10 protein-coding genes and 1 riboswitch are annotated in these 13,243 nt (G+C 42.1%); of the genes, 9 read left to right on the top strand and 1 reads right to left on the bottom strand.

The window, feature by feature from the left end; translation table 11 throughout:
* Positions 1 to 12: 12 nt before the first annotated feature.
* Positions 13 to 456, bottom strand: coding sequence for a DUF721 domain-containing protein (locus tag AC1M86_RS02940; RefSeq protein ID WP_481607209.1), 444 nt, complete (start codon positions 454 to 456; stop codon positions 13 to 15).
* Positions 457 to 563: 107 nt separating this feature from the next.
* On the opposite strand from AC1M86_RS02940, the gene AC1M86_RS02945 reads away from it, so the two are divergent.
* The 9 genes from AC1M86_RS02945 (at position 564) to recJ (ending at position 13,217) form a co-directional block, all read left to right on the top strand.
* Positions 564 to 1,271, top strand: a complete 708-nt coding sequence (locus AC1M86_RS02945; RefSeq protein ID WP_481607210.1) for a M23 family metallopeptidase — start codon at positions 564 to 566, stop codon at positions 1,269 to 1,271.
* A 322-nt stretch (positions 1,272 to 1,593) separates the two neighbouring features.
* The gene (gene aceE / locus AC1M86_RS02950; RefSeq protein WP_092766512.1) at positions 1,594 to 4,296 is read left to right on the top strand and encodes a pyruvate dehydrogenase (acetyl-transferring), homodimeric type; all 2,703 of its coding nucleotides are present in this window, start codon (positions 1,594 to 1,596) and stop codon (positions 4,294 to 4,296) included.
* Between the two features lie 2 nt (positions 4,297 to 4,298).
* Positions 4,299 to 6,275: a 2-oxo acid dehydrogenase subunit E2 gene (locus AC1M86_RS02955; protein WP_481607211.1), complete on the top strand. Its 1,977-nt coding sequence runs from the start codon at positions 4,299 to 4,301 to the stop codon at positions 6,273 to 6,275.
* An 88-nt stretch (positions 6,276 to 6,363) separates the two neighbouring features.
* A riboswitch (yybP-ykoY riboswitch) is annotated at positions 6,364 to 6,506 on the top strand.
* A gap of 75 nt (positions 6,507 to 6,581) precedes the next feature.
* Entirely contained in the window at positions 6,582 to 7,157 is a 576-nt protein-coding gene (locus AC1M86_RS02960; RefSeq protein WP_481607212.1) for a TMEM165/GDT1 family protein, read from the top strand.
* A gap of 215 nt (positions 7,158 to 7,372) precedes the next feature.
* On the top strand, positions 7,373 to 7,738 hold the full coding sequence (locus AC1M86_RS02965) for a YkgJ family cysteine cluster protein (protein WP_179999146.1): 366 nt from the start codon (positions 7,373 to 7,375) through the stop codon (positions 7,736 to 7,738).
* Positions 7,739 to 7,915: 177 nt separating this feature from the next.
* The gene (gene guaB / locus AC1M86_RS02970) at positions 7,916 to 9,382 is read left to right on the top strand and encodes an IMP dehydrogenase (RefSeq protein WP_035265814.1); all 1,467 of its coding nucleotides are present in this window, start codon (positions 7,916 to 7,918) and stop codon (positions 9,380 to 9,382) included.
* A 125-nt stretch (positions 9,383 to 9,507) separates the two neighbouring features.
* Positions 9,508 to 10,842: a phosphoglucosamine mutase gene (gene glmM, locus AC1M86_RS02975; protein WP_035265813.1), complete on the top strand. Its 1,335-nt coding sequence runs from the start codon at positions 9,508 to 9,510 to the stop codon at positions 10,840 to 10,842.
* Between the two features lie 14 nt (positions 10,843 to 10,856).
* Complete coding sequence (gene pdxH, locus AC1M86_RS02980) at positions 10,857 to 11,513, top strand: pyridoxamine 5'-phosphate oxidase (RefSeq protein WP_481607213.1); 657 nt, start codon at positions 10,857 to 10,859, stop codon at positions 11,511 to 11,513.
* Positions 11,514 to 13,217: a single-stranded-DNA-specific exonuclease RecJ gene (gene recJ, locus AC1M86_RS02985; protein WP_481595746.1), complete on the top strand. Its 1,704-nt coding sequence runs from the start codon at positions 11,514 to 11,516 to the stop codon at positions 13,215 to 13,217. It begins immediately after the preceding gene.
* Positions 13,218 to 13,243: the final 26 nt, after the last annotated feature.

Genomic DNA, 13,243 nt, shown 5'->3' on the forward strand with positions numbered 1-13,243 from the left:
CAAATGGTCCTGTTACTTTTTATTGCTTGCCAAACGTATCATAGCTTGGCTAAGCTTAGGATCGTTCACAAAACTAGCAGCGTTGAGTAACATTTCTTGCGTTGTCGGACATAAAGAAGTTTTGGAATTTTCAGTTTGTGTTTGGGGAATTTCTTTTTTTGCTCGAATACGAACTTGGATTTTTTGTAAATCTTTGAGTTCAGGTATTTGTGATAACTGAGAAATATACTGTTTTTGAAGGTAACCGAGTTGACTAATCATGGCTTGATTTTCACCGGTGATGGTCAAAATACCGTATTGATAACAGACAACTTGCCATTGTTCATTTTTGGGCAATAGCGGTTGAATTAATTTTGTAAGTCTCTGCCAGTCAGCAACTTGCTTTGTGAGAAACGATAAGTTTCCTGTTTTTATGTGTTGTCTTGTTTGTTGAAACATATTTTTTGGTTCTGACATACATTGTTCCTACATTGTTTTGTCTTAATCTTAAACGCTTGTTTCTTTCGATATCAAGGAAGAGATCACACAAGAGACTTGAGTAAGAACAGTTTAATGAGGTTTATATGTATACGCGACGTATTTTATTAGCGTTTTCTTTAGCAGCTTCAGCAGCTTCGGTTGCATTTGCAGATTTAGTTCAATTAGATGCCACACAAGCCTCCAATCCTGATCGATTGGAAGAGTTAACAAGAACACTATCACAAGGTTCTTATAGTCATCCTGATGACATGGACATTCCAGCGACAGCACAAGTCGATGTGACAGTTCGAGCGAAGGCGGATCCAATCGAATTAAATAATGCGCTGCTTAATAGTAAATACCCTGCTCAAAAAACTACAACGACAAGTTCAAATCGTTACTCTTCAAATAATGCATATTCATGGTTAGTGACACACCCACTTCCAAGTGGTCGTGTCAGTTCAAATTATGGCGGCCGAACAATGGGCGGACGTGCTGAAAACCATTCTGGTTTAGATCTTGCTGCACCAACAGGAACTCCAATATATGCAACTGGTCCAGGTATAGTGACCAAATCAGGTTGGGGTACAGGTTATGGTCAATATGTTGAAATCAACCACGGTAATGGGTATATCACACGATATGCACATGCTTCACGCTTGATTGCTAAAGTAGGTGATAAAGTCACTGCTGGTGAGCATATTGCCAATGTGGGTTGTACTGGACGTTGTACTGGTCCTCACTTACATTATGAAGTGGTCAAAGATGGTCAGCGTAAAAACCCTTCAACTTACCTAGCGATGTTGCCTTAATTAATTATCAAACCTCATTAATACACATCTATCCTCATTAATACACATCCATTGTTAAGTCGTTTGAATAAATCGCCAAGCAAAGTCTTGGCGATTTTCGTTTTTGCTGTCAGGTCACCTGATTAAATTTAAGATTAGAATAAAGCTTTGTATAAAAAAACAGCAATATTGGCGTTTTAGTGTTAATTTGTGTAATAAATGGTCAAGTACTATTTATTATCGAAATATTAGTCTAATGTCGTATTCATTTATAGCCATAACTGCGTATCGCGAAAATATGTTAAATATAGGGCATACAAATAGGCATGAATATAGGTGTAATATGGCGTATTACGGTGATACCGACGCACAAGAAACCCAAGAGTGGCAGGACGCTTTTGACTCTGTTTTACAGCATATGGGGACGGAAAGAGCAGCCTTTCTTCTTGAAAAACTGTATCAACGTGCGATTGCGAAACATGTTCCCATTCAGCGTCTAAATACTCCTTACTTAAATACGATTTCAGTAGAAGAGCAACCTGCAATGCCTGGCGATCCAGATATGGAGCGCCGAATTCGTGCTTTGATTCGTTGGAATGCTTTAGCAATGGTGCTTCGCGCCAATAAAACAGGCGACGATCTTGGTGGTCACTTAGCCAGCTTTGCATCTTCTGCAACTTTATATGATGTTGGCTTTAACCATTTCTTCCGTGCGAACAGTGATAACTTCGGCGGTGACATGATTTATTATCAAGGTCACTGTGCACCAGGGATTTATGCGCGTTCATTCTTGGAAGGTCGTTTAACTGAAGAGCATCTAAACAATTTCCGTCGTGAAGTTGATGGTATTGGTTTGCCTTCGTACCCACATCCATACTTAATGCCAGACTATTGGCAGTTCCCAACGGTATCGATGGGTCTGGGTCCAATCATGTCCATTTATCAAGCACATATTCAAAAGTACTTGATGAACCGCGGTTTGATTAAAGAAGAAGATCGTAAGGTTTGGGCTTATCTTGGCGATGGTGAGATGGATGAGCCAGAAAGTACTGGTGCAATCTCGTTGGCAGGTCGTGAAAAGTTAGACAACTTGGTTTGGGTTGTAAACTGTAACTTGCAACGTTTAGATGGTCCAGTTCGTGGTAATGGTAAGATCATCCAAGAACTTGAGTCTTTATTCCGTGGTGCAGGTTGGCGCGTGATTAAAGTAGTATGGGGTCGTCATTGGGATCCACTACTTGCTAAAGATGAATCTGGTGCGCTTAAAGCCATTATGGAAGAAGCTGTAGATGGTGATTATCAGCGTTATCAAGTGAAAGGTGGTGCTTATACACGTGCGCACTTCTTTGGTAAATATCCTGAAGCTGAAGAGTTAGTTAAACACTTAAGTGATGAAGATATCGATAATTTAAATCGTGGCGGTCACGATCCTTACAAAGTATATGCTGCTTATGCAGAAGCCATGAAATCTACAGGTCAGCCAACGGTTATTCTCGCGAAAACTGTTAAAGGTTACGGCTTATCTGAAGAAATTGAAGCGGTCAATAAAACGCATCAAATCAAGAAAATGCAACTTGAATCGCTTAAATATGTACGTAACCGTTTCAACTTGCCATTTACCGATGAGCAACTTGAAGAAGTTCCATTTTATCGCCCAAGTGAAAACTCGCCTGAAATTAAGTATATGAAGGCTCGCCGTGAGGCATTAGGTGGTTACTTACCAGCACGTCGTAAAGAGAGCGAATCTTTAGCGATTCCTGAGTTGTCTGTATTTGATGCAGTGTTAGCTGGTTCTAATGGTAAGCAACAATCAACGACCATGGTGATGGTACGTTTAATCTCTGCACTACTGAAAGAAAAAGCAATTAAAGACCGTGTGGTACCAATTGTTCCAGATGAGGCGCGTACTTTCGGTTTAGAAGGGATGTTCCGTCAATTGGGCATTTATGCCGCGCACGGTCAAAAATATACCCCTGAAGATCAAGAGCAGTTGATGCATTACCGTGAAGCGAAAGATGGTCATATGCTTCAAGAGGGGATCAATGAAGCAGGTGCGATGAGTGCTTGGGCTGCTTTAGGAACAAGTTATTCAACCAATAACCTTCCTATGATCCCGATGTACATGTATTACTCAATGTTTGGTTTCCAACGTATTGGTGATATTGCATGGGCGGCAGGTGATGCACAGGCGCAAGGTTTCTTATTGGGGGCAACTGCTGGTCGTACTACGCTGAATGGTGAAGGTCTACAGCATCAAGATGGTCACTCACATATTCTTGCGAATACGATTCCAAATTGTATTTCTTATGATCCATGTTTCGGATATGAACTTGCGGTGATTGTACATGACGGTCTAAAACGCATGTATGTGGATCAGGAGCGTGTGTTCTATTACTTAACTGTAATGAATGAGAACTATGAGCATCCAGCGATGCCACAAGGTGCTGAAGAAGGCATTAAACGTGGTATGTATTTACTTGAGGAAGATGAAAAAGCCACAGTTCAGCTTTTAGGTTCAGGTGTAATTCTGCGTGAAGTGATTAAAGCGGCTCAAATCTTACGTGATGAATATCAAATTCATTCGAATGTCTACAGCGTAACAAGCTTTAATGAGCTTGCGCGTGATGGTATGGCGTGCGAAGAATATAATCGTTTACATCCACTTACTGAAGATGTAAAAGAAGCATGGGTGTCGAAGCAGTTGCGTGGTACGAAAGGTATCGTCGTTTCTGCAACAGATCATATGCGTGCTTACAGTGAGCAAATTCGCGCTTACCTTCCAGATAACCGTCCATTTGTAGCATTAGGTACAGACGGTTATGGTCGCTCAGATACACGTGCAAAACTTCGTAGCTACTTTGGTGTAGATGCTGCACATATTGTTGTTGCGACACTGAAGAAACTTGCTGACGAGGGTGAAGTAGATGCGCGTCTAGTTAAAGATGCGATTTCTAGCTTTGAATTAGATACTGACCGTCCAGTCGCTTGGGCACCTCAAACAACGCCTGAACTTCACGCTGTAGCTGACTACAAAGAGGAGAACTAAGCATGCAAATTACGACTCCTGATATTGGTGTAGATAAAGCTACAGTGGCTGAAATTTTGGTCAAAGTGGGTGATACGATTAGTGTCGATGACAGCATTGTTTTGTTGGAGTCTGACAAAGCATCTGTTGAAGTGCCAAGCACTTCAGCAGGTGTGGTGAAAAGTATTTTGGTGAGCCTTGGTGACGAAGTTGCTGAAGGTGCGGTTTTGGTAGAGCTTGAAGCGGAGGGGCAAACGTCATCTGAAGCACCTACAGCACAAGTTGAAGAATCGAAAGCACAAGCTCAAGCAGAACCTGTAGCCCAATCTCAAGTGGAAGCACCAAAAGCAGCAACGGCATCTGAAACTGTTGATGTTCAAGTACCAGACATTGGTGTTGAAAAAGCCACTGTGGGTGAGATCTTGGTTGCGGTGGGCGACGAAATTGATGCCGATCAAAGTATCATTGTTGTTGAGTCTGACAAAGCGACAGTCGAAGTTCCAAGTGCTATTGCGGGTACAGTTGAATCGATTGAAATTTCAGTCGGTGATACAGTCAAAGAAGGTGTTGTGATTCTGAAAGTGAAAACAGCAGCTTCAGTATCAAACGTGGCGCAAGCTGCTGCAGAAACTACACCGACGACTGCTCCAGCTGCAGCGGCACCACCTGCAGAATCAACAAAAGTGACAGTTGCTTCAGCGCCAGCAGGTAAAGTTGAGATTGCTGTCCCTGACTTAGGTGTAGACAAAGCTGCTGTAGCTGAAATTTTAGTGGCTGTTGGTGATAAGGTTGAAAAAGACCAAAGCATCATTGTGGTTGAATCAGATAAAGCGACCGTTGAAGTGCCAAGTACCACCACAGGTGTGATTACCGCAATTCATATTGAATTGGGTCAAAACGTGTCTGAAGGCGTGGCTTTAGTTACGATTGAGGCTGAAGGTCAAGTAGCCCCAGTTACAGAAGCCCCTGTAGCAGCACCAGTGAGTACAAAAGCGGAAGCACCAAAAGCAGTCCCTGCGCAAGCTGGTGCTCCTGTACAAACAGCTGCTCCTTCAGCAGATAAGCTGACCAAAGAGCAAAATGCAGCAAATGCTAAAGTATATGCTGGTCCTGCGGTACGTAAGTTGGCGCGTGAGCTTGGTGTTGTGTTGGCAGAAGTCAAAGCTTCTGGTCCACATGCACGCTTAATGAAAGAAGACATCTTTGCGTATGTGAAAACACGTTTAACTGCACCAGCACCTGTAACTGCTGCACCGACAGTTGCTGCACCAGCAGGATTGCCTAAATTACCAAGTTTTGATGCCTTTGGTGGTGTAGAAGAAAAAGCGTTAACACGTTTACAGCAAGTGTCTATTCCACAGTTGTCATTGAACAATTATATCCCGCAAGTGACCCAATTCGATGCGGCAGATATTACGGAGCTTGAAGCATGGCGTAATGAGCTTAAAGGCAACTTTAAGAAAGAAGGCATTAGCCTGACCATTATGGCATTCATCATCAAGGCTGTAGCGCATTTGCTAAAAGAAGAACGTGAGTTTGCAGGTCATTTGTCTGATGATGGCAAAACCGTATTACTGCGTAAAGAAATCCATATGGGCATTGCTGTTGCTACACCAGATGGTTTAACAGTGCCTGTGCTACGTAATCCAGATCAAAAATCAATTAAGCAAATCGCAGTTGAACTCGGTGAGTTGGGTCAAAAAGCACGTGATAAGAAATTGTCACCGAAAGATCTGCAAGGTGCCAACTTCACGATTTCAAGCCTAGGCGCAATTGGTGGTACGGCATTCACTCCGCTTGTCAACTGGCCGCAAGTGGCAATCTTGGGTATTTCACCTGCAACGATGCAACCTGTGTGGAATGGACAAGGTTTTGATCCACGTTTAATGCTTCCATTGTCATTGTCTTATGACCATCGTGTCATTAATGGTGCTGATGCTGCTCGCTTTACCAATAAACTGACGAAGCTGCTTAAAGATATTCGTACATTGCTCATCTAAATATTTTTAACGTATTTTGTCTGCAGAATCAAAACCTCACTTCGGTGGGGTTTTTATTTGTAAAAACAAAAAGCCAGGATTATAATGGATAAACTTCATTGGGGAGTAGCCGCTGTTCTGCAATAGAACAGGTGATGGTCAACATATTTGCTCTAAAACGAGCATGGTCATCATAGCAAAGAACCAAATGAGCTCTATTTGAGCTTTCTTTTGTTGGCAAGACCTTTGATTTACCATTCTGCGGATTTTTGGCTAGCAGGGATGGTGGGTCATTGGTATTTGTTATGCTAGCCAGAGAAAGACATCATGTATGAATTCCTTCTGTCTACAGGTATCGTCGCACTAGCTGAAATGGGTGATAAAACCCAATTGTTAGCTTTACTTCTTGCTGCACGCTTTCGTAAACCCGTTCCAATCTTAATTGCTATTTTGTTAGCGACAATTGTCAATCATGGAGTTTCCGCTGCTCTAGGACAATGGGTTACAACAATTTTAAGTCCCGAGATCCTCATGTGGATTCTAGCAATAGGATTTATTGCTATGGCTGCTTGGATGCTGGTCCCTGATGAACTAGAGGATGAGTCAGCAAGTATTCAACAATGGCAAAAATTTGGCGTTTTTGGAGCGACATTTATTTTATTTTTCTTGGCTGAAATTGGCGACAAAACGCAGATTGCGACAGTGGCACTTGCTGCACGTTTTGACAGTATCTGGTGGGTGATGGCTGGAACGACATTAGGTATGATGATCGCTAATGCGCCGGCAGTACTTATTGGTGATAAATTGGCGAATCGATTACCTATTTCCTTGATTCACAAAATTGGCGCAATAATTTTCCTTGTCATTGGTGTGGGCACTTTAGTGCAACATTATTGTTTATAAATGGTTGTATACGCATAAAGATCTGAATCTTCAAAAGATTTAGTTTATTTATAAATAGTATTGAAATAATGCACCATGAAAGTGATTCATAATGGTGCATTTTTTTAATGGAAGTTATTGATTAGTAAATAAATATAATAAAAATAAATCTTGTTTTTGAAATTAAGTTTTTTTAGGATTTCGTCACTAAAAAATTATTTTTAAGAGATTTAAAAATGCTCTCTCAGATTTCTGCACAGGATGCGTGTTTAAGTTGTGGTGCTTGTTGTGCCTATTTCCGTGTTTCATTTTATGGTGCGGAAGCGATGAACATCCCTACCGAGATGGTTGAGGATATTAACCCTGTATATGCTTGTATGGTGGGGACGAATCAAACTAACCCGCGATGCGTTGCTCTAGAAGGAGAAATAGGGAAGCAGGTCTCTTGCTCGATCTATACGGTTCGCAGTTCATCGTGTAGAGAGGTCCAAGCCGGAGATGCGCAATGTGCCAAAGCTCGACAAGCCCATCATCTGATCCCATTAATTGATATTGAAATTGTTCCATCGTCGAATGATGACGATTACGATCAGGTCAGTTAATTTGAATGATTTAAAATATGCTTCTGTTTTATATGCTCTTATTATGATTTTTTCGGATAGTAAATTGCATAAAAATAGGGGTGGTGGGTAAATTTCATAAAATTGTCGATAATAAGAAATGAAATTTACCTTAAAATTTGTATATAATGGCGCACGGAAATTACCAGTGAGACTGTTATGTTGACCATCGTTCAAGACGCGTTAACTTTTGATGATGTCCTATTACTCCCTGCCTACTCTACTGTTCTCCCAAAAGATGTCTCTCTAAAGACACGTTTAACTCGCGGCATTAATTTGAATATCCCTCTTGTGTCTGCAGCAATGGATACGGTGACTGAATCCCGTATGGCAATTGCAATGGCACAAAATGGCGGTATTGGTATCCTTCATAAAAATATGGATATTGCAGCGCAAGCTGCTGAAGTACGCCGTGTTAAAAAATTCGAAGCAGGCATGGTGAAAGATCCAATTACAGTAACCCCTGAAACGACTGTGCGTGAGTTAATCGCAATTACGCAAGCGAACAATATCAGCGGTGTGCCAGTGGTGAAAGATGGCAAAGTAGTTGGTATTGTGACAGGTCGTGATACACGCTTTGAAACTAATCTTGAACAGCCAGTAAGCAACATCATGACTGGTCAAGATCGTTTGGTCACTGTTCGCGAAGGTGAATCGAAAGAAAACATTCAGGCACTTCTTCAAAAAAATCGCATTGAGAAAGTGATTGTTGTTGGCGAAAACAACGAACTAAAAGGTTTAATCACTGTAACAGATTTTAATAAAGCTGAGCTTTATCCAAATAGCTGTAAAGATGACTTAGGTCGTTTACGTGTGGGTGCTGCAGTTGGTACAGGTGTAGAAACTCCAAGCCGTGTTGAAGCATTGGTTGATGCGGGTGTTGACGTGATTGTAGTCGATACTGCACATGGTCACTCTGCTGGTGTTATCGAGCGCGTACGTTGGGTTAAAGCCAATTACCCACAAGTTCAAGTCATTGGCGGTAACATTGCGACTGGCGATGCTGCATTGGCTTTACTTGATGCAGGCGCAGATGCTGTGAAAGTAGGTATCGGTCCTGGTTCAATCTGTACGACTCGTATTGTTGCAGGTATTGGTATGCCACAAATTTCGGCGATCGATTCTGTTGCTAACGCACTGAAAGATCAAATTCCATTGATCGCAGACGGTGGTATCCGCTTCTCAGGTGATATGGCAAAAGCGATCGGTGCAGGTGCAAGTACGATTATGGTGGGTTCTTTACTTGCTGGTACTGAAGAAGCACCAGGCGAAGTTGAATTCTTCCAAGGTCGTTATTACAAAGCTTACCGAGGAATGGGTTCATTGGGTGCAATGGCGGGTGCAACAGGTTCTGCGGATCGTTATTTCCAAGACTCTAAAGCAGGTGCTGAGAAGTTGGTTCCAGAAGGTATTGAAGGCCGCGTACCTTACAAAGGGCCAATGGGCAACATCGTGCATCAAATGATGGGTGGTTTACGTTCATCTATGGGTTATACAGGCTCTGCAGTGATTGAAGATCTTCGTCAAAATGCGAAATTCGTGAAAATCACGTCTGCGGGTATGTCTGAATCACACGTTCACGATGTGACCATTACTAAAGAAGCACCGAATTACCGTGTTGGTTAATTGCCTGTTATAAAACAATTTTTAAAAAAAACCGTCATGTAAATGACGGTTTTTTTATTTTGGTGTAAAGTGGTGCGCATTGAAAAAGGATGATGTTAATCACCCGCTAAGAAGTGAGAGAATGAATGAGTTATTTTGGTACTGATGGTATTCGTGGGAAATTCGGTGTATTTCCAATCACACCTGAGTTTGCACTCAAATTAGGGTTTGCTGCGGGTAAAGTACTTAAGCGTAGAACAAAAAGAAATAAACCGATTGTGGTGATGGGCAAAGATCCTCGTTTATCAGGTTATATTTTAGAAGCGGCTTTACAATCGGGTTTAAACGCAGCTGGTGTTTATGTGCATTTATTGGGTCCATTACCTACGCCTGCCATTGCTCATTTAACTCGTGCTTTGCATGCCAGTTTAGGGATTGTCATCTCAGCTTCACATAACCCTTATCATGATAATGGCATTAAGTTTTTTTCTTCAGAAGGAAAAAAATTACCAGACGAGTTTCAAGATGAGATTAATGCTGAACTCGAGAAAGATATTGTCATTGATGATATTGCGAGTCTAGGAAAAAGTGTGCGTGTTGATGATGCTCCAGGTCGTTATATTGAATTTTGTAAATCAACGTTCCCATACCATTATGATTTAAACAATTTAAAGATTGTTGTCGACTGTGCCAATGGAGCAGCATATAACGTGGGTCCTGCGGTATTCCGTGAGCTCGGTGCCAAAGTGATTGCGATTCATAATGAACCGAATGGTTTGAATATTAACCAAGGCTGTGGCTCAACTCATCCTGAGAGTTTGCAAGCTGCTGTTGTTGAGCATCAAGCAGATTTGGGTATTGCATTTGATGGCGATGCAGATCGTGTCATTCTAGTGGATCAGAATGGAAAGCTGATTGATGGCGATCATATTCTATATATCTTGGCGACACAAAGTGCCAATAAACCAGCCGGTATTGTCGGTACGCTCATGAGCAATATGGCACTTGAATTAGCACTTGAAAAAGCAGAAGTTCCACTGCTACGTGCCAAAGTTGGTGACCGTTATGTACTGCAAGGTTTAGAGGAAAACGGTTGGGTTATTGGTGGTGAACCTTCAGGTCACATTTTAACTCTAGACAAGAGCACCACAGGTGATGCGATTATTGCAGCCCTACAAGTCTTAACTGTCATGGTTGAACAGAAGAAAGCATTGCATGAGTTGGTTGCTGACTTTAAATTACTGCCAAACGTGCTTGTAAATGTCCGTTTAGATGCAATGTTTGATCCATACTCAGTACCTGCATTGGCTGCAGAATTTGCCAAAGCCGAAGCGCAACTTAAAGGTCGTGGTCGATTACTGATTCGTAAGTCAGGGACTGAACCTGTAATTCGTGTGATGGTTGAAGGTGACAATCTTCAAGAAGTGACTGCACTGGCACATGCTTTGGCAGATGCTGTACGTGCTAATGCAGCAGCTTAATCGGGGATTGACTCATGAGTGATTTGATTAAAGATCTCAGTGAACTGCGCCTAAATTATCAAAAAGGCGAATTACATGAGGATCAAGTGAATGCTGATCCACATGAACAGTTTCTATTGTGGTTTAACGATGCGTTAGAAGCTCAGCTTCACGAACCGTATGCCATGTCATTGGCTACGGCAAATGCCGATGGTCGACCGCACGTACGTACCGTATTACTTCGAGGTGCGGATGAAAATGGTTATGCGTTCTATACCAATTATGACAGCCAAAAAGGACTCGACTTAGTAGCCAATCCTTATGCGCAAATTCTGTTTTATTGGGCAGAACAAGAACGCCAAATTCGCATTTCAGGTCGAGTGGTAAAAATTTCGGAACAAGAATCCGCTGATTATTACCATAAGCGTCCGCGTGATAGTCAAATTGCAGCGCATATTAGTACCCCACAAAGTGGTGTGATTGCGAGCCGTGACGAGCTACAGCAACGCTTTAATGATTTGCATGAGCGTGTGGCAGATCAACAAACTTTAGATAAGCCTGGCTTCTGGGGTGGTTACCGTATAGAGCCAGATTATTATGAGTTCTGGCAAGGTCGCCCAAACCGTTTGCATGACCGTTTGTGTTATGAAAAAATCGACGGTGCGTGGAAATTACAACGATTGATGCCATAAATGCCAAAATTTGAAATCAAGCAACGTCCATTTTTAACACGCCCTGAAAATTTTCAGGGCGTGCCTTCATTTATTGCCGAAATTTTGGCACGTAGAGGCGTTGAATCTGAACAAGAACTAGAACTGAAATTAAAATACTTATTAGCGCCAACTATGAAGGGGTTAGATGCTGCAATTCAGTTGATCGACCAAGCCATTGATCAACACAAAAAAATTGTGATTGTCGGTGACTATGATGCTGACGGTGCGACCAGTACAGCACTGATGATGCTTGCACTACGTGACATGGGGGCAGATGTTGATTATTTAGTCCCTGATCGCTTTAAGTATGGCTATGGTTTGACACCTGCTATTGCAGATCTTGCGTTTGCCAACTTTACGCCTGATTTGTTGATTACGGTCGACAATGGCATTTCAAGTCATGATGGAGTTAAGCAAGCTCAAGATCATGGGATGCAAGTAATTATTACCGATCACCATCTCACAACCAAGCCAACGCCTATGGCTGAGGCAGTGGTGAATCCGAATCAACTCGGTTGTGAGTTTCCAAGTAAAGCTTTGGCAGGAGTAGGAGTTGCCTTTTATGTGTTGGCGAACCTATCCAGTCATCGTAAAAAAATGGGCAAGTCTTTTGCACAAATGATCAGCTATTTGGATTTGGTTGCGCTTGGGACCTATGCCGATGTTGCCAGTTTGGACTATAACAACCGAATCTTAATCGACAGTGGTCTAAAGCGGATTCAACAAGGATTATGTCGCCCTGGGATTTCAGCCTTATTAGATATTGCCAAACGTGATCCTGCAGGACTGAAAGCGCAAGACTTAGGTTTTGTGATTGGACCGCGAATTAATGCGGCAGGGCGTATGGAAACCATGGATATTGGCATCGAATGTCTCTTGGCATCCGACTTGGCTACAGCATATCCTTTAGCGGAACAGCTGAATCAACTCAATGTGGAACGTCGTCAGGTAGAAGGTAAAATTAAACAAGAAGCATTGACTGCATTAGATCAAATTCAGCTAGATAAGGATGCAATACCTGCAGCGTTAATTATGTTTGAGCCACATTGGCATCAAGGTGTGATTGGAATTGTGGCAGGACGCTTAAAAGAGCAGTTCCATCGTCCGAGTATCGTTTTTGCCCGTGATGAAGATGGCATTCATATCAAAGGTTCAGCGCGTTCAATTGAGGGAATTCATATTCGGGATGCGATTGAGCGTGTGGCTGAGCAATATCCACATATTGTCAGTCACTTTGGTGGGCATGCTGCAGCTGCAGGTCTAACCATTAAAAAAGAACATTTTGCTGAATTTAAGCAGGTATTTGAGCAGTTGATTGCCAGTCAAGATGAAAGTCTGTTTACTGCAACCTTATGGACGGATGGGGAGTTGCCAGCTTCAGCTTTCCAAATTGAAACGGTGGACGTATTACAAAATTTAAGTCCTTGGGGGCAAATGTTTCCTGCGCCTGTATTCGAGGGAGTATTTAAAATTTTGGATTATCGCTGGCTTAAGGATGTGCACTTGAAACTGCGTGTAGCTTTAGAAAATGGTCAAGTGGTAGAGGCAATCGCCTTTAACGCAGCAGATAAATATCAGTTTGATCCGATGCTCAATGAAATTCGCTTGGTCTATGAGCTGGATAAAAATACCTTTAATGGCAATACCAGTTTACAAATGCGCATTGTACATATGCATCAATAAAAAACCGCTCATTAGAGCGGTTTTTA

The sequence above is a fragment of the Acinetobacter sp. ANC_7654 genome (genome assembly GCF_056779855.1).